This window comes from Pseudomonas sp. S2_E02 (genome assembly GCF_054668355.1).
The window spans coordinates 5,499,577-5,522,110 of the sequence record NZ_CP162761.1 but is presented as its reverse complement, the minus strand read 5'-3'; the positions used below and the strand labels follow the sequence as shown (position 1 = coordinate 5,522,110).

At 59.8% G+C, this 22,534-nt stretch carries 16 protein-coding genes; 9 read left to right on the top strand and 7 right to left on the bottom strand.

What is annotated here, in order from left to right; all coding sequences use genetic code 11:
• Window positions 1-3 precede the first annotated feature (3 nt).
• Both AB4O01_RS24620 and AB4O01_RS24615 read left to right on the top strand, forming a co-directional pair.
• Window positions 4-972: an ABC transporter ATP-binding protein gene (locus AB4O01_RS24620; protein ID WP_093435852.1), complete on the top strand. Its 969-nt coding sequence runs from the start codon at window positions 4-6 to the stop codon at window positions 970-972.
• Window positions 972-1,952, top strand: a complete 981-nt coding sequence (locus tag AB4O01_RS24615; RefSeq protein ID WP_007917625.1) for a peptide ABC transporter ATP-binding protein — start codon at window positions 972-974, stop codon at window positions 1,950-1,952. Before AB4O01_RS24620 ends, AB4O01_RS24615 begins: the two co-directional genes overlap by 1 nt.
• A 213-nt stretch (window positions 1,953-2,165) precedes the next feature.
• Here the strand turns inward: AB4O01_RS24615 and AB4O01_RS24610 are convergent, their stop codons facing one another.
• The 3 genes from AB4O01_RS24610 to AB4O01_RS24600 form a co-directional block, all read right to left on the bottom strand.
• Window positions 2,166-2,429 carry a hypothetical protein gene (locus AB4O01_RS24610; protein WP_460089868.1) on the bottom strand — a complete coding sequence of 88 codons (264 nt, stop codon included), beginning with the start codon at window positions 2,427-2,429 and terminating at the stop codon, window positions 2,166-2,168.
• A gap of 160 nt (window positions 2,430-2,589) precedes the next feature.
• The gene (locus AB4O01_RS24605; RefSeq protein ID WP_460089867.1) at window positions 2,590-3,789 is read right to left on the bottom strand and encodes an MFS transporter; all 1,200 of its coding nucleotides are present in this window, start codon (window positions 3,787-3,789) and stop codon (window positions 2,590-2,592) included.
• An 865-nt stretch (window positions 3,790-4,654) separates the two neighbouring features.
• Window positions 4,655-6,238 (bottom strand): peptide chain release factor 3, encoded by a 1,584-nt coding sequence (locus tag AB4O01_RS24600; RefSeq protein WP_093435841.1) that lies wholly within the window; start codon window positions 6,236-6,238, stop codon window positions 4,655-4,657.
• A 357-nt stretch (window positions 6,239-6,595) separates the two neighbouring features.
• Between AB4O01_RS24600 and AB4O01_RS24595 the strand changes: the two genes are divergently transcribed.
• The 5 genes from AB4O01_RS24595 (at window position 6,596) to AB4O01_RS24575 (ending at window position 11,831) form a co-directional block, all read left to right on the top strand.
• Window positions 6,596-7,285, top strand: a complete 690-nt coding sequence (locus tag AB4O01_RS24595; protein WP_460092315.1) for an ABC transporter permease — start codon at window positions 6,596-6,598, stop codon at window positions 7,283-7,285.
• Between the two features lie 21 nt (window positions 7,286-7,306).
• The gene (locus AB4O01_RS24590) at window positions 7,307-8,212 is read left to right on the top strand and encodes a glycine betaine ABC transporter substrate-binding protein (protein WP_460089865.1); all 906 of its coding nucleotides are present in this window, start codon (window positions 7,307-7,309) and stop codon (window positions 8,210-8,212) included.
• Window positions 8,213-8,224: 12 nt separating this feature from the next.
• Window positions 8,225-8,878, top strand: coding sequence for an ABC transporter permease (locus AB4O01_RS24585; protein WP_093435835.1), 654 nt, complete (start codon window positions 8,225-8,227; stop codon window positions 8,876-8,878).
• Entirely contained in the window at window positions 8,875-10,032 is a 1,158-nt protein-coding gene (locus AB4O01_RS24580) for an osmoprotectant ABC transporter ATP-binding protein OsmV (protein WP_047291222.1), read from the top strand. Before AB4O01_RS24585 ends, AB4O01_RS24580 begins: the two co-directional genes overlap by 4 nt.
• Window positions 10,033-10,667: 635 nt before the next feature.
• Window positions 10,668-11,831 (top strand): type III PLP-dependent enzyme, encoded by a 1,164-nt coding sequence (locus tag AB4O01_RS24575; RefSeq protein WP_007915304.1) that lies wholly within the window; start codon window positions 10,668-10,670, stop codon window positions 11,829-11,831.
• Between the two features lie 270 nt (window positions 11,832-12,101).
• On the opposite strand, the gene AB4O01_RS24570 is transcribed toward AB4O01_RS24575, so the two are convergent.
• Together AB4O01_RS24570 and AB4O01_RS24565 are read right to left on the bottom strand one after the other, a co-directional pair.
• The gene (locus tag AB4O01_RS24570) at window positions 12,102-12,857 is read right to left on the bottom strand and encodes a tetratricopeptide repeat protein (RefSeq protein WP_460089864.1); all 756 of its coding nucleotides are present in this window, start codon (window positions 12,855-12,857) and stop codon (window positions 12,102-12,104) included.
• Window positions 12,854-13,534 carry a Fe2+-dependent dioxygenase gene (locus tag AB4O01_RS24565; protein ID WP_093435829.1) on the bottom strand — a complete coding sequence of 227 codons (681 nt, stop codon included), beginning with the start codon at window positions 13,532-13,534 and terminating at the stop codon, window positions 12,854-12,856. The genes AB4O01_RS24570 and AB4O01_RS24565 overlap by 4 nt, the downstream gene beginning before the upstream one ends.
• A gap of 207 nt (window positions 13,535-13,741) precedes the next feature.
• On the opposite strand from AB4O01_RS24565, the gene AB4O01_RS24560 reads away from it, so the two are divergent.
• On the top strand, window positions 13,742-16,063 hold the full coding sequence (locus AB4O01_RS24560) for a TonB-dependent receptor (protein WP_460089863.1): 2,322 nt from the start codon (window positions 13,742-13,744) through the stop codon (window positions 16,061-16,063).
• A 235-nt stretch (window positions 16,064-16,298) separates the two neighbouring features.
• On the top strand, window positions 16,299-18,827 hold the full coding sequence (locus AB4O01_RS24555) for a PepSY domain-containing protein (protein ID WP_460092313.1): 2,529 nt from the start codon (window positions 16,299-16,301) through the stop codon (window positions 18,825-18,827).
• A gap of 238 nt (window positions 18,828-19,065) precedes the next feature.
• On the opposite strand, the gene AB4O01_RS24550 is transcribed toward AB4O01_RS24555, so the two are convergent.
• Complete coding sequence (locus AB4O01_RS24550) at window positions 19,066-20,607, bottom strand: alkaline phosphatase D family protein (protein WP_460089862.1); 1,542 nt, start codon at window positions 20,605-20,607, stop codon at window positions 19,066-19,068.
• Between the two features lie 184 nt (window positions 20,608-20,791).
• A complete protein-coding gene (locus AB4O01_RS24545; RefSeq protein WP_460089861.1) occupies window positions 20,792-22,525 on the bottom strand; it encodes a PTS fructose-like transporter subunit IIB in 1,734 nt (577 codons plus the stop codon).
• Window positions 22,526-22,534 lie beyond the last annotated feature (9 nt).

Here is a 22,534-nt window from a genome sequence, read left to right as displayed (position 1 = left end):
CCCATGTCACTGCTAGAAATCAAGAATCTCAACGTTCGCTTCGGCGACAAGACCGCGACCCCGGTGGTCGATGGCCTCGACCTGAAAGTCGACAAAGGCGAAGTACTGGCCATCGTTGGCGAGTCGGGTTCGGGTAAATCCGTGACCATGATGGCGCTGATGGGCCTGATCGAGCACCCCGGCATCGTCACCGCCGACTCGCTCAGCTTTGACGGCAAAGACATGCTCAAGCTGAGCAACCGTCAGCGTCGGCAAATCGTCGGCAAAGACTTGTCGATGGTCTTTCAGGACCCGATGACCGCGCTGAACCCGAGCTACACCGTCGGTTTCCAGATCGAAGAAGTGCTGCGTCTGCACCTGAAAATGTCCGGCAAGCAAGCCCGCAAACGTGCGATCGAACTGCTGGAAAAAGTCGAAATCCCGGGCGCCGCCAGCCGTATGGACGCCTACCCGCATCAACTGTCCGGCGGTATGAGCCAGCGCGTTGCGATCGCCATGGCGATTGCCGGCGAACCGAAACTGCTGATCGCCGACGAACCGACCACTGCTCTGGACGTAACGATTCAGGCGCAGATCATGGATCTGCTATTGGCGTTGCAGAAAGAACAGAACATGGGCCTGGTGCTGATCACCCACGACCTCGCGGTCGTGGCCGAAACCGCCCAGCGCGTCTGCGTGATGTACGCCGGCCAAGCCGTTGAAGTCGGTCAGGTGCCGCAACTGTTCGACATCCCGGCACACCCGTACAGCGAAGCGCTGCTCAAGGCGATTCCCGAGCACAGCCTCGGCGCCGCACGCCTGTCGACCCTGCCGGGCATCGTCCCGGGCCGCTACGATCGTCCGCAGGGCTGCCTGCTGTCGCCGCGCTGCCCGTACGTGCAGGACAGCTGCCGCGCGCAGCGTCCAGGCCTTGATCCGAAAAGCCACAGCCTCGCCCGCTGCTTCTTCCCGCTGAACCAGGAGGTGGCGTAATGGCCGTCGTACTTACCGCCCGCGACCTGACCCGTCACTACGAAGTCTCCCGTGGCCTGTTCAAGGGCCATGCGACCGTGCGCGCCCTGAACGGCGTGTCGTTCGAACTGGAAGCCGGCAAGACCCTCGCCGTAGTTGGCGAGTCGGGCTGCGGCAAATCCACCCTCGCCCGTGCGTTGACGCTGATTGAAGATCCGTCTTCCGGATCCTTGAAAATCGCCGGCCAGGAAGTCGCCGGCGCCGACAAGGCCCAGCGCAAGCAACTGCGCAAAGACGTGCAGATGGTCTTTCAAAGCCCATACGCGTCGTTGAACCCACGGCAGAAAGTCGGTGACCAGCTCGGCGAACCGCTGCTGATCAACACCAACCTCTCCGCCGCCGAGCGTCGCGAGAAAGTCCAGGCGATGATGAAGCAGGTCGGCTTGCGCCCTGAGCACTACCAGCGCTATCCGCACATGTTCTCCGGCGGTCAGCGTCAGCGTATCGCCCTGGCTCGCGCCATGATGCTGCAACCGAAAGTGCTGGTGGCGGATGAACCGACCTCGGCACTGGACGTGTCGATTCAGGCGCAGGTGCTGAACCTGTTCATGGATCTGCAGCAGGAGTTCAACACTGCGTACGTGTTCATCTCGCACAACCTTGCGGTGGTGCAACACGTGGCCGACGACGTGATGGTGATGTATCTCGGTCGCCCGGTGGAACTGGGTCCGAAGAACGACATTTACGAGCGTCCGTTGCACCCATATACCCAGGCGCTGCTGTCGGCGACCCCGACCATTCACCCGGACCCGAACAAGCCGAAAATCAAGATCGTCGGCGAACTGCCTAACCCGCTGAACCCGCCACCGGGCTGCGCTTTCCACAAGCGCTGCCCGTACGCGACCGAGCGTTGCAGCACTGAAGAACCAGCCTTGCGCCAGCTCGATAGCCGACAGGTGGCTTGCCACTACGCCGAGCAGTTCCTCGACGGCGCGGCGTAAGCAAAACTGGAGAGCGATACAAAACACTGTGGGAGCGAGCTTGCTCGCGAAGGCATTGAATCATTCAACATAGATGTCGCCTGATACACCGCTTTCGCGAGCAAGCTCGCTTCCACAGGGATCGCATTTCAAAGAAAGTGACGTGTTAACCAAACCCCTTCCCCCCCGATTGCGCATCAGTCGAGGCAGAAGGGGTTTTCTTTTGTCTGCGATTTACGTCTGGCCATCGCCTTCGTCATCCGGATCATCAGTGTCCGGCTCATCAGTGGTCGAGTCGTCATCATCGGCGCTGCCGCCCTGGTCCTGATCGCCCGGCTCGGACTCAGACTTGGCCAGCATCAAGCCGCTGTGCCCGACCTGGCCGTTGAAGGCCTGAGAATCGTGATCCTCGCACTCGGCCCAGGCCGTCGCGGTGCCGAGGGACAGCATGACCATCACTTTCAACAGCAATAAAACCCGTAGCAACCTGCTTTTCATAGCTGACTCCATCCTTTTTCAGGTGAGACATTCGTGCCTGACTGGCGCTGTGTGAAATCTAGTTCCGATCCATCGGGTTCACCAGATAGGACGCTAAGGAGCAGGCAGAAATGCCCTTCATGGAAAGACAGTTTTCGAATAATGCTCATAGCCGCAACAGCTAAGCGCCGCCGCGTGATCGCGTGGCCTGCCACGTCAACGGCATGGAAATCAACACCATCAGCGTACTCGCCAGCCACACACTGTGGCCGCCGAAATGACCGTACAACTGGCCACTGAGTACCGGTGACAACAGCGCACTGGCGCTCCAGCTCATAAAGAACAGGCCGAAGTACTGACCGCTTTTACCGCCTTGGGCAAAACGCATGGCCAGCACATTCAGCGGCGGCATGAAAAAGGCCTCGCCCAAGGTCCAGATCAGCGTCGACAGGCAGACGTAAAACAGCCCGGAGCCGAACGGCAACATACCGAGTCCGCAGGCCAGCAACACACTGCCGAGCAGCATTTGCCGGCGCATCCCCCAACGCTCGCCCCAGTGCGACAGCGGAATCTGCAGGGCGATCACCAGCAACGCATTGAGGCCGAACTGCCAGCCGATCGCCTCGGTGCTCAAGTGATAGTAATCACGCAGGTAATTGCCCAGCGTGCTGTAGACCGTGTCGAACGCGATGCCGAGCACGGCCGTCGCTGCCAGCAACCAGAGAAACGGTTTGTCGCGATACGGCACACCCGGACCACCGGCGCCGACTATCGATGACTCTTCATTGATCAGCACCGGACGCTGCCACGTGGTACGAACAAACCAGAGCAGCGCCAACAACGTCATCGCCGCGCTACCGAAAAACACCCAGCGAAAATCGGTCTGCGCCAACACCCCGCCCGCCACACCGGCGGCGGCCATCCCAAGGTTGCGCGCAACCCGACTCAACGCCTGCGCACGCGAGCGCTGCGTCACCTCGCAATACTCCATGATCAGCCGCTGATGCAGCGTGCGAATAGCCCCATCGATGGCCCCACTGAGCAACAACAATGCAGCGAGCAACGGCACCTGCGTCACCAGCCCCAGCAGGATCAGCACCCACACCGAAACAAAGAACAGCGCCGCCGTCAGCCGCGCCGTGCGCACATGATCACTGAGCCAGCCACCGAGCATCGACCCCAGCAGCAAACCCGCGCCGTACGCCGACAGCAACCAGCCAACCGTCTCGATCGCCAGCCCCAGCTCCTGACGCAGGTACAACGCCATGAACAGCTTGACCATGCTGCTCAAGCGATTGATGAACAACAGCGCCGCGAGCACCCAGGCCATCACGCCGAAATAGCCGTTCAGCCGTAGCAGGTGAGTCAGCCGACTCGTCATTCCATTGACCTCTCAAAGCGACGTGCGTGGAGCTGGAACACTAACGGTCAGCAGGCGGGTTGTCGCGTTCAAGAACATCGAGACCACAAAAAACCGAGTCGTCCTACAGCCATTGCGCGCGATAAAACCGTACCGAAGATCAAAAGCCCCTCACCCTAACCCTCTCCCGGAGGGAGAGGGGACTGACCGCAGTGATTACGAGAGCTACGCCGACGTGCAATACCGAGTCGAGCTCAGATTCTGAAACAGATCAAAAGCCCCTCACCCTAGCCCTCCCGAAACGTCGGACCGCCCGGAGGGAGAGGGGACTGACTGCAGTGTTTGGGAGAGCTACGCCGACGTGCGATACCGCGTCGAACTGAGGCTTTGAAAAACACACAAATCGGCCCCCTCTCCCTCGGGAGAGGGCTGGGGTGAGGGGCAAATCCAACACAAATCCAAAGCCGACCACGCCGTGCTCTTCACCACTCAATAGGCCGAGTGTCAGCTCGCCTGCTTTTGATCTTGATCTTGATCTTGATCTGTAGGGCGACGTCGGAAGGCTGAGTGGAGGGATTGATCCGGGCGTGGGAGCGCAGCGACCGTTTGGCGCAGCCAAACACAGCGGGAGTAGGTGCAGCGAAGCAAACCGGAGACGCTGCGCCCGGATCGATCCCGCAGCGAAGGAACCCCGAGCCCCAGCGAGCGGGCCGTACGTAGGAGCAAGCGTTTTTGGTTACTTTTTAGGCGTTTGTAAAAAGTGACCCGCCGTAAGGGCGGAACCCTAAGCCGCCATCACCCAAAAACGGATATCCCCCCAAAACCAAAGCAAAAAAAAGCCCCCTAGGCATACACCTAGAGGGCTTCGGACAAACCAATTCAGAACTTAATGATGCTCACGCGTCGCCCGGAATTTCACATCCGGCCAACGCTCTTCCATCAACGCCAGGTTAACCCGCGTCGGCGCAAGGTAAGTCAGGTGACCACCGCCATCGACCGCCAGGTTCTCCACAGCCTTGTTGGAAAACTCCTCAAGCTTCTTCTTGTCGCTGCAATCGATCCAGCGCGCGGAATACACAGTAATCGGCTCGTACGAGCACTCAACCTTGTATTCCTCCTTCAAACGGCTGGCGACCACATCAAACTGCAGCACACCGACGGCGCCCAGAATGATGTCGTTGCTGCGCTCCGGGAAAAACACCTGCGTCGCGCCCTCTTCAGCCAGTTGCTGCAGACCCTGACGCAACTGCTTGGACTTCAGCGGATCACGCAGACGCACACGACGGAACAGCTCCGGCGCAAAGTGCGGAATACCGGTGAAACCGAGGGTTTCACCTTCACTGAAGGTATCGCCAATCTGGATCGTGCCGTGGTTGTGCAAACCAATGATGTCGCCGGCAAAGGCTTCTTCAAGCTGTTCCCGCTCGGAGGAGAAGAACGTCAGGGCATCGCCGATGCGCACGTCCTTGCCGGTACGCACATGGCGCATCTTCATGCCTTTCTCGTACTTGCCGGAGCAAATGCGCATGAAGGCGATACGGTCGCGGTGTTTCGGGTCCATGTTCGCCTGGATCTTGAAGATGAAGCCCGAGAACTTCTCTTCCACCGGCTCAACGGTACGCTCGTTAGCGACACGGGCCAGCGGACGCGGCGCCCAATCAACGACGGCGTCGAGTACATGGTCAACACCGAAGTTGCCCAGTGCCGTACCGAAGAACACCGGGGTCAGTTGACCGTCGAGGAATTCCTGCTGGTTGAATTCATGGCAGGCGCCCTGCACCAGTTCCAGCTGCTCGATGAAGCGGTCGTACTCGTCGCCCAGATGCGCGCGGGCTTCGTCGGAATCGAGCTTCTCGATGATTTTGGTTTCGGTGCGTTCGTGACCGTGACCGGCGGTGTAGACAATGATGTAGTCGTCAGCCAGGTGGTACACGCCCTTGAAGTCACGGTAGCAACCGATCGGCCAGGTGATCGGCGCAGCCTTGATCTTCAGAACGGCTTCGATCTCGTCGAGCAGTTCGATCGGGTCGCGGATGTCACGGTCGAGTTTGTTGATGAAGCTGACGATCGGCGTGTCACGCAGACGGCAGACGTCCATCAGCGCAATCGTCCGTGGCTCTACACCTTTACCGCCGTCGAGGACCATCAATGCCGAGTCCACCGCTGTCAGGGTGCGGTAGGTATCTTCGGAGAAGTCTTCGTGGCCCGGGGTGTCGAGCAGGTTGATCATGTGTTCGCGATACGGGAACTGCATGACCGACGTGGTAATGGAAATACCCCGTTGCTTCTCCATCTCCATCCAGTCGGATGTCGCATGGCGATCGGATTTACGGGATTTCACCGTACCGGCCACTGCAATCGCCTTGCCCATCAACAGGAGCTTTTCGGTGATCGTGGTTTTACCGGCATCGGGGTGGGAAATAATGGCGAAAGTGCGGCGTTTCGCGACTTCGGCGGCCTGGTTGGTCATGGGAAATCGCCTGGCGGTGATTCAAAAAAGGGCCGCGATTATAGCCCAACTCGATGCAATAACCGAACCGTTGAGCACATTAAGGGTGGCCAAATGCTGCCGCAGATGGGAACCTTTTAAAGCCCGGAGACGTCCATCCCCTGTTACGAATTTTCGTCAGGGGCTGAAAAATCAGCAAGTTAGCCTGACGAGGCTGCGCTCATGGCTCGCTTTCAGACCGCTTTATCGGCTTTGAAAAACGGCTACTTTTCGCGAACGACTCTCCCGGCAGCCATGTATGGCATGCCACACGGGACTGCGCTCGCCGACTACAAAAAAAGGAGTCCGCCTGTGGCTATCCGCTATGGCAAAGGGCTGATGGGAGGTGCGGTGGTGATCGCGCTCCTGGCCCTGCTGGTCCACTGGATCGGCATCAACACGATCGAACACTACCGCGACGATTTGTTGTTTTACCTGCAAGCTCATCTGATTCTCGTCCTCGCTTCAATGCTGGCCGCCCTTGTCGTGGGCATCCCCGCCGGCATCTTCCTCAGTCGTCCGACCATGGTCGGTCGCGCTGAACGCTTCATGCAAATCTTCAATATCGGCAACACCGTGCCACCGCTGGCCGTGCTTGCGATTGCCCTGGGCGTCCTCGGCATTGGCAGTGGCCCGGCGATCTTTGCTTTATTCCTCGCTTCGTTGCTGCCGATTGTGCGCAACACCTACGAAGGCCTGAAAAATGTCCAGGGTTCGCTGAAAGAAGCGGCCGTCGGCATCGGCATGACCCAGCGCCAGGTGCTGTGGAAAGTCGAATTGCCCAACGCCGTGCCGATCATCGTCGGTGGTGTGCGCGTGGCGCTGGCAATCAACGTCGGCACCGCGCCGCTGGCGTTCCTGATCGGCGCCAACAGCCTCGGCAGCCTGATTTTCCCTGGCATCGCCCTGAACAATCAGCCGCAACTGCTGCTCGGCGCCGCGTGCACCGCGCTGCTGGCCTTGCTGCTCGATGGCGTCGTCACCCTCGCCAGCCGTCTCTGGCTGGAACGCGGTTTGCGCCCGTCTTAAGGCTTTTGCGAAGGAATATTTATGAAACGATTTAGCTCGTCTTTGGGATTGATAGTGGGCTGCATCCTGCTGTTCGCAGGTGTCGCCCAAGCCGCTGAAAAACCGGTTATCCGCCTCGGCGCCCGAGTCTTCACTGAGCAAACCCTGCTCGCCGAAATCACCGCGCAATACCTGCGCAGCAAAGGTTACGACGCGCAGATTACCGGCGGTCTGGGCAGCAACCTCGCCCGCAGCGCCCACGAAAGCGGACAACTGGACATGCTTTGGGAATACACCGGCGTGTCGCTGGTGGCCTACAACCATGTCACTGAAAAACTCGACAGCGCCCAGTCCTACGCCCGGGTAAAAGAACTCGACGCGAAAAAAGGCCTGGTCTGGCTGACCCCGTCGAAATTCAGCAACACCTACGCCCTCGCCCTCCCTGAAAAGGTCGCCGAGGAATATCCGCAGATCAACAACATCAGCCAGTTGAACGAAGTGCTGCGCGCCGAGGCCAAGACCAATCATCTGGTGGCGCTGGACACCGAGTTTGCCAACCGCTCCGACGGTCTGATCGGCATGGTCGATCTCTACGGCATGAACCTGACCCGCAAAAATATCCGCCAGATGGATGCCGGGCTGGTTTACACGGCATTGCGCAACGGTCAGGTGTTCGCCGGTCTGGTCTACACCACCGACGGTCGCCTCAACGCCTTCGGCCTGAAACTGCTGGAAGACGACAAGCATTACTTCCCCGACTACACCGCCGCACCGGTGGTGCGTCAGGCTTACCTCGACGCGCACCCGCAACTGGCCGAGCAACTCAAGCCATTAGCCGAACTGTTCGATGACGAAACCATGCGCCAGCTCAACGCGCGGGTCGACGTCGATCACGAGAGCCCATCGAAAGTTGCCGCCGATTTTCTGCGCCAGCACCCACTTGATTAAGGAGGAAAAGTCATGGAATTTCTGAACGCCTTTTCCCACCTCGACTGGCAGCAGGTGATGCACCTGACCTGGCAGCACATCACCCTGGTCGGCATCGCCGTGACCCTGGCGATTGTCGTTGGCGTGCCGCTGGGCATTCTGATGACCCGCTTTCCGCCCCTTGCCGGGCCGTTGCAGGCCAGCGCCACGGTGCTGCTGACCGTGCCGTCGATTGCCCTGTTCGGTCTGCTGTTGCCGTTCTACTCCAAGTTCGGCCAGGGCCTCGGGCCGATGCCGGCGATCACCGCCGTGTTCCTTTATTCACTGCTGCCGATCATGCGCAACACCTACCTCGCCCTCACTGGCGTGGAACCGGGCATCCGTGAAGCAGCACGCGGCATCGGCATGACCTTCGGCCAGCGCCTGCGCATGGTCGAGTTGCCGATTGCGGTGCCAGTGATCCTCGCCGGCGTACGCACCGCCGTGGTGATGAACATCGGCGTGATGACCATCGCCGCGACCATCGGCGCCGGCGGCCTCGGTGTGTTGATCCTCGCTTCCATCAGCCGCAGTGACATGTCGATGCTGATCGTCGGCGCGCTGCTGGTCAGTCTTCTGGCGATTTTCGCCGACCTCGTTTTGCAGTGGCTGCAACGCTCGCTGACTCCAAAAGGACTCCTGAAATGATCGAACTTCAAAATCTCAGCAAGACCTTCCAAAGCAACGGCAAAGACGTCAAAGCTGTGGATTCGGTAAGCCTGACCGTCAATGAAGGCGAAATCTGTGTGTTCCTCGGGCCCTCGGGTTGCGGCAAAAGCACCACGCTGAAGATGATCAACCGCCTGATCAAACCGACTTCGGGCAAGATCCTCATCAACGGCGAAGACACCACCGATCTCGACGAAGTGACCCTGCGTCGCAACATTGGCTACGTGATCCAGCAGATCGGCCTGTTCCCGAACATGACCATCGAAGAGAACATCGTGGTCGTGCCGAAACTGCTCGGCTGGGACAAACAGAAATGCCACGACCGCGCCCGCGAGTTGATGAGCATGATCAAGCTGGAGCCCAAGCAGTATCTGCATCGCTATCCGCGCGAATTGTCCGGTGGTCAGCAACAGCGCATCGGTGTGATCCGCGCACTGGCGGCGGATGCACCGTTATTGTTGATGGACGAGCCGTTCGGTGCGGTCGACCCGATCAACCGCGAGATGATCCAGAACGAGTTCTTCGAAATGCAGCGCGCGCTGAACAAGACCGTGATCATGGTCAGCCACGACATCGACGAAGCGATCAAACTCGGCGACAAGATCGCGATCTTCCGCGCCGGCAAACTGCTGCAGATCGATCACCCGGACACGCTGCTGGCGCATCCGGCGGACGATTTTGTCAGCAACTTCGTCGGCCAGGACAGCACGCTCAAGCGCCTGCTGTTGGTGAAGGCTGAAGATGCGGCGGACAACGCGCCATCGGTGAGCCCGGAAACCCCGGTGGCCGATGCGCTGGAATTGATGGATGAGCATGACCGTCGCTACGTGGTGGTCACCTGTGCCGAGAACAAGGCGCTGGGTTATGTGCGTCGTCGCGATCTGCACCGTCAGACCGGCACGTGCGCGCAGTTCCTGCGTGAGTTCAACGCCACCGCCGCGTACGACGAGCATTTGCGCATCCTGCTGTCGCGGATGTACGAGTTCAACCGTTCGTGGCTGCCGGTGATGGATGCCGAGCGGGTGTTCCTTGGCGAGGTGACGCAGGAGTCGATTGCGGCTTATCTGAGTTCGGGTCGTTCGCGCGGGATGAAGACCAACATCGTCTCGCCGGCTGAAGCGGTAGTCGCCTAAAAATACACAACCTGTGGGAGCGAGCTTGCTCGCGAAAGCGCAATATCAGTCAACAACGATGTCGACTGTGAAAATGCCTTCGCGAGCAAGCTCGCTCCCACAGGATCCGGGTGATTTTTTCTTCACTCATCAGGCGGAAAAGAATCTCAACACCTGAGAACCAGGCAGCATGCTCTGGACAGCCTTCCAAACAACCAAAATCCCCCTCTCTCCTTCCTCTCGTGGCCAACGTCGCCGAAGTTGCAGCCATCACACTTACCCACGACTTCGCCGACAAAATCCACGAACGTGCAGGTATTTTTAACACTGGAAAATTCCCGGGGAACATCTGCCCGTCATCTCGGTCGGCTACAAAGAGTGATGAACGCGACGTACGTCAGAAGCGTGCAAAAACGCGACATTTTTAGTTGATCTCACGCCCCTCACGCCCTAAAGTTCGCGCCGAACGTCCATGCTGGAAACGATCCATCCGGCTCAAGTACTGACGACGAGACAGCAAGGCCAAGGGTAAAACCACCCGTGGCCTTTTTGCTTTCGGCGACATGCCTTGGGAAGTAGGCGAACCAAAGTGGGGATACGGAGGGCGTTCATTTGCACCCATTGTTTAACTTAGTTTGCCAGTAGGAGTTCCCAGCATGTCGATCCAGGTCGAAGACTATTTCGCGCGCGCTACATTCGACAAAATGAAGGCGTTCGCCGACAAACAGGAAACCCCGTTCGTGGTGATCGACACCGCGATGATCGCCCAGGCCTACGATGACCTGCGCGCCGGTTTCGAATTCGCCAAGGTCTACTACGCGGTCAAAGCCAACCCGGCTGTCGAGATCATCGACCTGCTCAAAGAAAAAGGTTCGAGCTTCGACATCGCCTCGATCTACGAGCTGGACAAGGTAATGGATCGTGGCGTCAGCCCGGACCGTATCAGCTACGGCAACACCATCAAGAAATCCAAGGACATCCGCTACTTCTACGAGAAGGGCGTGCGTCTGTTCTCCACCGACTCCGAAGCTGACCTGCGCAACATCGCCAAGGCGGCCCCGGGTTCGAAAGTCTATGTGCGCATCCTCACCGAAGGCTCGACCACGGCTGACTGGCCACTGTCGCGCAAATTCGGCTGCCAGACCGACATGGCCATGGACCTGCTGATCCTCGCTCGCGACCTCGGCCTGGTGCCTTACGGCATCTCCTTCCACGTCGGCTCGCAGCAACGCGATATCAGCGTTTGGGACGCCGCGATTGCCAAGGTCAAAGTGATCTTCGAACGCCTGAAAGAAGAAGACGGCATCCACCTGAAGCTGATCAACATGGGCGGTGGCTTCCCGGCCAACTACATCACCCGCACCAACAGCCTGGAAACCTACGCCGAAGAAATCATCCGATTCCTGAAAGAAGACTTCGGTGATGACCTGCCGGAAATCATTCTCGAGCCGGGCCGTTCGCTGATTGCCAACGCCGGTATTCTGGTCAGCGAAGTGGTACTGGTTGCACGCAAGTCGCGCACCGCCGTCGAGCGTTGGGTGTATACCGATGTGGGCAAGTTCTCCGGCCTGATCGAAACCATGGACGAAGCGATCAAGTTCCCGATCTGGACCGAGAAAAAAGGCGAGATGGAAGAAGTGGTCATCGCCGGCCCGACTTGCGACAGCGCCGACATCATGTACGAGAACTACAAGTACGGTCTGCCGTTGAACCTGGCGATCGGTGATCGTCTGTACTGGCTGTCGACTGGTGCGTACACCACCAGTTACAGCGCAGTTGAGTTCAATGGCTTCCCGCCGCTGAAGTCGTTTTACGTGTAAGAGCAACTGCGAGTTTCAAGCTGCTAGCTGCAAGTGAAAAGCCCATGACGTGTCATGGGCTTTTTTGTGTCTGTGCGTTCGGCTTGAAGTTTTGCCGGGTACTTGAGACCGAGGCCCCTCACCCCAGCCCTCTCCCGAGGGAGAGGGAGCCGATGTGTAAGCTTTCAAAATTGAGTTCGACTGGATATCTCAGGTCGATGTATAGCGCCAGAACGACGCGGTCAGTCCCCTCTCCCCCTGGGAGAGGGTTAGGGTGAGGGCTTTGCGAATTCAGACGCGCTGCAAGTCTGTGCATCGAAGCGCGAACTGAGCAGCCATCCCCTGAATCCTGGGATCTGTCGCACCTGACAGCGTCTGACTCGCCACCCGCAGAAAATTCAGATTGCCGCCGGCCAAAGCTCTCTCAAGCCAATCGACCGCCTCATCAATCCGCCCCTCATCCGCTAAAACTGCAGCGAAACTGAACTGCCCACGAAAATCCCCACCGTCGGCCGAACGCCGATACCAATCGCGCGCCGCAACCGGATCCGCCGGGCACACCAGCCCCTCTTCCAGATACCGCCCCAGCAGATTCATCGATTTCGCATGGCCCAGTTCAGCCGCGCGGCGATACAGCGCCAGCGCCTGCAGATGATCCACCTCCACTCCCCGCCCGGTCGCCAGCAGATTGGCGAGGTTGTACATCGCCCAATCCAGTCCGGCATTCGCTGCGATCCGATAATGCTGCGCAGCAACCGACGCATCCGCCGCAATGCCCCAACCATGCTCATGACAACGCCCGAGCATGTTGCGCGCCATCAGGTGCCCACGCCCGGCAGCGATGCCGAACCAGCGCAGCGCCAGCGTTTGATCCTGGGCGATGCCTAGGCCGTCGAGCAGGATTTGCCCAAGCAACGCCTGCGCCTCTACTTCGCCCTCACCCGCCGCGAGCAAAATCGCCTGCGCAGCACGGGCCGGGCTTTCGCCGAGCATGACGCTGAGTTGTTCGCCGCTGAGGATTTCCTCGCGGCGCAGCAGGAAACTCATACCTCGACCCAGCGACGGAGCAAGTTGTGATACGTGCCGGTGAGGCGAATCAGTGACGGGTGATCAGGCAGGTCTTGACTCAGTTGCTGAATCGCCCCGTCCATCTCGAACAACAGCGCGCGCTGGCTATCTTCACGCACCAGACTTTGTGTCCAGAAGAACGACGCATAACGCGCGCCACGCGTGACCGCGTTGACCTTATGCAGGCTGGTGCCGGGGTACAAAACCATGTCGCCGGCCGGCAACTTCACCCGTTGCGTGCCGAAGGTGTCCTGGATCTCCAGCTCGCCGCCGTCGTAATCCTCGGGCTCGCTGAAGAACAGCGTCGCCGACAGATCGGTGCGCACCCGCTCGATGCTGCCCTTGGGTTGGCGCACGGCGTTATCGATGTGGAAATCGAAACTGCCACCGGCCGTGTAACAGTTCACTAACGGCGGGAAGACTTTGTGCGGCAACGCGGCGGACATGAACAGTGGGTTTTTCCACAAACGTTCCAGCATCGCTGCGCCGATCTCTTTGGCCAGCGGATGGCCTTCGGGCAGCTGCAAATTGTGCTTCGCCTTGGCCGACTGAAAGCCGGCGGTGATCTTGCCATCGGCCCAATCGGCCTGCTCTAGCGCCTCACGAATGCGCTGCACTTCGTCTTTTGCGAACAGTCCGGGGATGTGCAGCAGCATGGCGATGTCACCTGATGGCAAAGAGGCGGCAATGGTATTGATTCTTATTGACTGTGTAAAACCCGGGAGACGAATGAACTGGCAAAAACCGTAAGGTTAAATTGTAAAGAATGTAAATTCAGTGCGAATAACAATGTTTCGCAATTGATACGAATAACTGTTTACCCTATATTCCGCCGCCTCAAATCCTTGGGGAGGGGAATAAAAATGGCACGTCAACACGCACAATTACCGGTCAGTTCACCACGTCTGCTCGCCTCTGCAATCGGTGTGGCTATCACCGCCGGCTCCGCTGGCCAGATGGTGTTCGCCGCTGAAAAAACCGACAGCAAAGCCACCGGCAATGCCATCGCCCTGGACGCCACCGCCATCACCGGCGAAGCCCAGGATTCGACGTCCTATCAGGTCGAAAAAGCCTCCTCGCCCAAGTACACCGCGCCGCTGGTCGATACACCGCGCTCGGTCACCGTTATTCCGCAACAAGTGCTCAAAGACACCGGCGCCCTGAACATGCAGGACGCGCTGCGCACCGTGCCGGGCATCACCTTCGGCGCCGGTGAAGGCGGCAATCCACAGGGCGACCGTCCGTTCATTCGTGGTTTCGACGCGCAGGGCGACACCTACCTCGACGGCGTGCGCGACACCGGTTCGCAAAGCCGCGAAATCTTCGCCGTGGAAAACATTGAAGTCAGCAAGGGCCCGAACTCCGCCATCGGCGGTCGTGGCGCAGCGGGCGGCAGCATCAACCTGGTGAGCAAGAAAGCGCACCTGGGCAATTCGTTCGACGGCGGCTTCACCTGGGGCTCCGACCAGACCCAACGCTACACCCTCGACGGCAACTACCAGTTCAGCGACACCGCCGCCGGCCGTCTGAACCTGATGAGCCACGAGAGCAATGTCGCCGGTCGCGACAAAGTCGATTACGACCGCTGGGGTATCGCCCCGTCCCTGGCGTTTGGCCTGGGCACCGACACCCGCGTCAACCTCGACTACTACCATCTCGAAAGCAACGACACCCCGGACTCGGGCGTGCCGTACACCATTCCAGCCGGTGGCTCCGCTGCACGCACCAAATCCAATCCGGACAAGCCTTACGCTGGCGGTGACCACAGCAATTTCTACGGTCTGGATCGTGACTTCCGCAAGGGCCGCACTGACACCGCGACCTTCGCCATCGAGCATGACCTGAGCGATTCGCTGACGATCAAGAACACCCTGCGTCACGGCAGCAGCATGCAGGATTACATCCTGACCCAGCCGGACGACAGTAAAGGCAACGTCAACAACGGCACGGTCTGGCGCCGGGCCAATACTCGGGTGAGCAACACCGAGACCACCACCAACCAGACTGATCTGTTCGGCAACTTCTACGTCGCCGGCTTCAAGAACAGCTTCTCCACCGGCGTCGAATACACCCGTGAGGAAAGCCAGAAGTCTTCGTACAACGTCAACACCGACACCACGCCGCGCACCACTAATGTGGCCGCGAGCAGCAACTGCACGCCGTCGATGATCGGCGCGTCGAGTAACTACAACTGCACCTCGCTGTCGAACCCGAACCCGAACGATCCGTGGAACGGCGCGATCTCGCGCAACTACGCCGGCACCGACACCCAGGCCAACACCTACGCGCTGTACGTGTTCGATACGCTGGAACTGAATGAGCAGTGGCTGGTGAACATGGGCCTGCGTTACGACCACTTCGACACCGACTACAAGACCTACAACGCCGCTGGCACCACCACGTCCAAGGGCGATGACACCAGCGAGTTCGTCACCGGTCAGTTCGGCGTCGTCTACAAGCCTGCGGAAAACGGCAGCATCTACGCCTCCTACGCCACCTCGGCCACGCCACCGGGCAACACCTTGGGCGAAGGTCAGGAAGGCAACCCGTTGGGCGGCACCCCGGATCGCAGCGGCAACCTGCTGAGCAGCGACATGGAGCCGGAAACCACCAAGAACTATGAAATCGGCACCAAGTGGGATCTGCTCAACGATCGCCTGTCGCTGACCGCTGACATCTTCCGCACCGAGAAAGAAAACGCTCGTGTGCAAGTCGACACCACGTCGTACGAAAACGCCGGCAAGACCCGCGTGCAAGGTGTCGAGCTCTCGGCCAGCGGCAAGATCACTGACAAGTGGCAAGTGTTCGCCGGTTACGCCTTCATGGACAGCGAACAAGTCGACGGCGGCCCGCTGGGCAAGGCCAACGACGGCAACGAACTGCCTAACACGCCGAAAAACAGCGCCAGCCTGTGGACCACTTACCAGGTCACGCCGAAGCTGACCCTCGGTGGCGGCGCGTTCTACGTCGACGATGTGTACGGCAGCGTGGCCAACACCACCATGGTTGACTCGTATGTTCGCTACGACGCGATGGCTGCGTACAAATTGACCAAGAACGTGGACCTGCAACTCAACGTGCAGAACCTGACCAACGAAACCTACTACGACAAAGCCTTCTCGACCCACTTCGCCAACCAGGCGGCGGGCCGTACGGCACTGTTGAGCACCAACTTCCACTTCTGACCGATGTGGAAACCTGTGGGAGCGAGCTTGCTCGCGAAAGCGCTGGGTCAGTCAAGTAGAGGCTGACTGACACGACGCCTTCGGGAGCAGGCTCGCTCCCACAAGGTATGCGCCGCAAGGCTTGGCCCCGTTCATTCCATTGAACGGGGCTTTTGTGCGTAATAAAGAACGCTTCTCGATAACCCACGGCATAATGCGCGCCGTGAAGACAATTTCCGAATGGACGGCGAGTGACGTGTTGAAGAAAACCCTGTTCCAGTTGCACTGGTTTTTTGGCATCACCGCAGGCCTGGTGCTGGCGTTGATGGGCATCACCGGCGCGGCCTATTCGTTTCAGGACGAAATCCTGCGGGCGCTGAATCCCTCCGTCCTGCAGGTAGAAAAACAAGTCGCCGGTGTCTTGCCGCCCGTCGAACTGGTCGAGCGCATCGAAGCCACGTCGGGGAAAAAAGTCTCGATGCTCTGGGTCGAGACCGACAGCGGCAATGCCGCCAAGGTGTTCTTCACCCCGCCCAAGGGTGAACGTCGCGGCGAGATGCGCTACTTCGACCCGTACACCGCCGAGTTCATGGGCGACGCGGTCGGCCAGGATTTCTTCGGCCTGATGCTGCAACTGCACCGTTTCCTCGCCATGGGCGATACCGGGCGCAACATCACTGGCGCCTGCACGCTGATCCTGCTGTTTTTCTGCCTCTCTGGTTTGTATCTGCGCTGGCCACGGCAGTGGCACAGCTGGCGCGTGTGGCTAACGCTGGACTGGAAGAAAAAGGGCCGCGCCTTCAACTGGGACCTGCATTCGGTAGCCGGTACATGGTGCTTGTTGGTGTATCTGCTACTGGCCCTGACCGGGTTGTCGTGGTCGTACGAGTGGTACAACAAAGGCCTGACCAAATTGCTCTCCGATGCCCCGCAAAACGAACGCGGGCGCGGTGGTCGTGGCCCGGCACCGGAAGGCCCTGCGCCGACAGCCGATTACGCGGCGATGTGGAGCAGCATCTACAGCGCCGCCGGCCCGGGTCTGGCCGCGTACAACATCCGCATGCCAGCCATCGCTGGCCAACCGGCGACCGTGTTCTACCTGCTCGACAGCTCGCCGCACGATCGCGCGTTGAACCAGATCACTCTCGACCCGGCCACGGGTCTGGTCAAACGCGTCGACCGTTACGCCGACAAGAGCTTCAAGGCGCAACTGCTGACCAGCATTTATGCGCTGCACGTCGGCAGCTATTTCGGCCTGGTCGGACGGATCATCATTACCCTCGCGGCAGTGTGCATGCCGCTGTTCTTCATCACCGGCTGGCTGCTGTACCTCGACCGTCGGCGCAAGAAAAAACAGATCAAGGATGCCCGCCAAGGCCTTGCACAACCGGGCGGCGATGCTTCGGCATGGCTGATCGGTTTCGCTAGCCAGAGCGGTTTCGCCGAGCAACTGGCATGGCAGACCGCCGGCCAATTGCAGGCTGCCGGACTGCCGGTGAAGGTGCAGCCGCTGGCGAATGTCAGCGAGCAGGATCTGCGTGAATCGAACAACGCGCTGTTTGTGGTGAGCACGTTCGGCGACGGCGAAGCGCCGGACAGCGCGCGCGGATTCGAGCGCAAAGTGCTGGGCAAAGCGGCAGCCCTCGACAGTCTGAATTACTCGGTGCTCGGTCTCGGCGATCGTCAATATCAGCACTTCTGTGGTTTCGCCAAACGCCTGCACCAATGGTTGGCGGAGCACGGCGGCAAGACATTGTTCGCGCCGGTGGAAGTCGATAGCGGTGATCCCTATGCCCTGCGCCATTGGCAAACCCAACTTGGCCTGCTTACGGGGCAAGCGCCCGTGGATACCTGGCAAGCACCGAGTTACGACAACTGGACGCTGGTACGCCGCGAACTGATGAACCCGGACAGCAGCGGTGCGCCGGTTTACTTGTTGGGCCTGAGCGCACCGAACACCAGCAGTTGGCTGGCCGGTGATCTGGTCGAAGTGCTGCCGCGCAACTGCCCGTGGGCCATCGAACACTTCCTCGACGGCCTCGGCATTCGTGGCGAAACCACCGTGAAAATCAACGGCCTCGACGAGCCGCTGGAAGTCGCGCTGGCCTCGCGGCAATTGCCCGAGCACCGTGCACATCTGGTCGGTCTGCATGCGCAATCGCTGGTCGACGCGATGGTGCCGCTGGCCATGCGCGAATACTCGATCGCCTCGATTGCCGCCGACGGCGTGCTGGAGTTGATCGTGCGTCAGGAACAGCATGCCGACGGCACCCTGGGCATCGGTTCCGGCTGGCTGACTGAGCACGCGCCTGTGGGCGGCAGCATCAGTTTGCGGGTTCGACGCAACAGTGGCTTCCATCTGCCGAACGAACCAGTGCCGATGATTCTTTTGGGCAACGGCACCGGCATCGCAGGACTGCGCAGCTTGCTCAAGGCACGGATTGCCGATGGTCAACAGCGCCAGTGGTTGCTGTTTGGCGAGCGCAATCGTGAACACGATTTCCTCTGTCGCGCGGAGCTGGAAGAGTGGTTGATCAATGGTGATCTGGAGCGGCTGGATCTGGCGTTTTCGCGGGATCAGGCTGAGAAGGTTTATGTGCAGGATCGCTTGCGTGAGTCGGCTGCAGAGTTGAAGAACTGGCTGGCGGACGGGGCGGTTATTTATATCTGTGGCAGCTTGCAGGGGATGGCTTCGGGGGTTGATCAGGTGCTTAACGACATTCTCGGGGCAGCCCAAGTGGAGCGGTTGATTGAGCAGGGTCGATATCGGCGTGATGTCTATTAAAAGCCCCTCACCCTAGCCCTCTCCCGGAGGGAGAGGGGACTGATTGGGGGAGATTCACGCAATACGCCGACCTGAACGTGCTTCACCGAATCCATAATCGAGAAAGGCTTTGTATCCAATCTCATAATCGATACGGTCTTTCAGGTCGACGTACCTCTTCAGACACCTCGGTCAGCCCCCTCTCCCTCTGGGAGAGGGCTGGGCGGGCGGCGTTCCGATGAGGGTTAGCTTTTGATCTTCAAACCGGCTGCAACTTCTGTTCAAAAACCGCCACCCCATTCAAATCCCGCAACACCACGCTCATCTCCCCACTCCCCCCTTCAATATTCACCTCGCCAAAAAACTGAAACCCGGCAAACGGCGAAGTGTTTTGCGCCGGCGGCGCCTTCTCGAAAACAACCTCCGGGCCAAAGGTTTTATCCAGTGGATTAGGCCCGAAACTCCCGGCGTTCAGCGGCCCGGCGACAAACTCCCAGAACGGTTCGAAATCCTGAAACGCCGCCCGATCCGGGTGATAGTGATGCGCCGCGCAGTAATGCACATCTGCCGTCAGGAAGAGAAAATTGCGCACCTGCTGCGCACGCAGATAGCCGAGCAATTCGGCGATTTCCACCTCGCGCCCCTGCGCCGGTCCCGGATCACCGTTAGCCACCGCTTCCCAACGCGCCACACCCGGACTGACCTCACCATCCGGCACGCCCAGACCGATCGGCATGTCGGCGGCAATGACCTTCCACTGGGCTTTGGATTTCTTCAAGCCGCGCTTGAGCCAGTTCAGTTGCTCACGCCCCAGGAACGGTTTCGCCGCGCCGAGGTTGTCGTCATTGGCGCCGCGATAACTGCGCATGTCGAGCACGAACACATCGAGCATCGGCCCATAACTCAACTTGCGATAAATCCGCCCGCCACCGTCAGCGGCCTGCAAACGCATCGGTGAATATTCCAGCCACGCCTTGCGTGCACGCCCGACCAGGGTGTGGATATCTTTCTCCTGGTAGCGCTCATCAAGCTGCTTGCCCGGCGACCAGTTGTTGACCACTTCATGGTCGTCCCACTGCCAGATCTGCGGCACCTCGGCGTTGAAGCGGCGAATGTTTTCGTCCATCAGGTTGTAGCGGTAATTGCCGCGATAATCGTCGAGGGTCTGCGCGACTTTGCTCTTGGCTTCGGTGGTGAGGTTGCGCCAGATGCGACCGTTTTCCGTGGTGAGCTGCGCGGGTACCGGGCCGTCGGCGTAGATGGTGTCGCCGCTGTGGATAAAGAAGTCCGGCAGGCGCAGACGCATGGCTTCATAGATGCGCATGCCGCCGATGTCCGGGTTGATGCCGAAGCCCTGGCCGACGGTGTCGCCGCTCCAGACGAAACGAATATTGCGCCGCGCCGTCGGAGCGCTGCGCAGGTGACCCAACCACGGTTCGCTGGCGACGCCGGTGCGCGCGTCCTTGAAATACACCCGATAGAAAATCGCCTGATCGGCGGGCAGCCCGGTCAGTTCAACGCGGGCGGTGAAGTCGCTGCGGGCATCGGCCAGCGCCGAGACCACCCGGCGCGGGTGACGAAACTGGCTGCGGGTGTCCCACTCGACCACCATATGCGCGGGGCGATCGCTGCGGCTCCAGATCATCGCGCGGTCGCCTTGCAGGTCGCCGGACTGCACGCCGTCGGTCAACTGCGGGCGATCCTTGACCGACGCAATCACCGCCGGCGCCAGGCTTGGCATCAGCAGACCGGCACCAACGACTTGCATGACACGCCGGCGACCGGGGTTGAAATCGCTCATGGTGTTCTCCCTGAAAAAAGGAAAACTTAAGCACGCTCACATGACTCGGAAATGACACCAGACACACCACACAACCCATGTGGGAGCGAGCTTGCTCGCGAATGCGTGCTATCAGTCGAAATCTTCTTCGATGACACACCGCTTTCGCGAGCAAGCTCGCTCCCACAGGGTTTTGTGGTGCCAGTTAAGCCTTCGCCGGTTCCAGCGCCAGCTCAACGGCCTCCGGGCGTTTGACCGTCGCATAGACAACGGCGGTCAAGAGGCTCCCCGCGACAATCGCCAGCAAATACAGCAACGCATGATTGATCGCATTCGGAATCGCCAGCACAAACAAGCCACCGTGCGGCGCCATCAGTTTGCAGCCGAAGTACATCGACAACGCACCGGTCAGCGCGCCACCGGCGATGCTCGCCGGGATCACCCGCAACGGATCTTTCGCGGCAAACGGAATCGCCCCTTCGGAGATAAAGCACAGCCCCAGCACGAAGGCAGCCTTGCCGGCCTCGCGTTCAGTCTGGGCAAATTTGCGCCGCGCGATAAATGTGGCGATGCCCAGACCAATCGGCGGCACCATCCCTGCGGCCATGGTCGCGGCCATCGGTGCATAACTCTGCGACGCCAACAGACCTACCGAGAACGCGTACGCGGCTTTGTTGATCGGCCCGCCAAGGTCGACGCACATCATGCCACCGAGCAGCACACCGAGCAGAATCGCGTTGGTGGTGCCCATGCTGTCGAGGAAATGCGTGAGCGCACCGAGCATGCCGGCGACCGGTTTACCGACCACGTAAATCATCACCAGACCGGTGATCAGGCTGGCGAACAACGGGATGATCAGAATCGGCTTCAGCGCTTCGAGACTTTGCGGCAAGGCGACATATCGACTGATAGCCTTGGCCGCATAACCGGCGATAAACCCGGCGATGATGCCGCCGATAAACCCGGCGCCCAGCGTACTGGCAAGCAAACCACCAATCATCCCCGGCGCCAGGCCCGGACGGTCGGCGATCGAATAAGCGATGTAACCGGCCAACAACGGCACCATCAACTTGAACGCCGTCTCACCGCCGATCTGCATCAGCGCAGCGGCCAACGTGCCTTCTTCCTTGAACGCGGTGATGCCGAAGACGAACGACAGCGCGATCATCAAACCGCCGGCCACGACCATCGGCAACATGAATGACACGCCGGTCAGCAGGTGTTTATAGATGCCGGTTTTCTCTTGCCTGGCCGGTGCCTTGTCGTCGCTCGCGGCGCTTTCCACAGCGCCTTCGGCCAAGGCTTTTTTCAGCGTGGCTTCGGACTGTTTCAACGCAATCCCGGTACCGCAGCGATAGATCTTCTTGCCGGCGAAACGCTCGGTGGCGACTTCAATATCCGCCGCCAGTAGCACCACGTCTGCGTCGGCAATCGCCGCCACGCTCAACGGGGTTTTCGCGCCCACCGAGCCTTGGGTTTCGACTTGCAAGTCATAGCCCAGGCGCTTAGCGGTTTGCTGCAAGGCTTCAGCGGCCATGAAGGTGTGCGCGACACCGGTCGGGCAGGCAGTGATGGCGACGATGCGTGGTGCTCGCGGCGCATCAGTTACCGGTTCAGCCTCGCTGGCGACGTAAACGGCAGCCTCTTCAGCGCCCCGACGCAGCACCGCTTCGACATCTTGCAACGCCTGCGCCGGGGCGATCTGGAACACCCGTTTGCCGACAAAACGCGTCATGTCGATCGCGCCTGTGGCGACCAGCAAAACCCACTCGGCCGCGGCAATCGTCGCAGCCGACAATTCGCGCTCAGGGTGCGCTGCATCGACCACTTCAACGCTGGTGCTCCAGCCCTGACGCTGAGCCGCCGCATCGAGCAGACGCGCGCACAGCACACTGGTGACCATGCCGTTCGGGCAAGCCGTAACAATGGCTAATTTCATGACAAACCC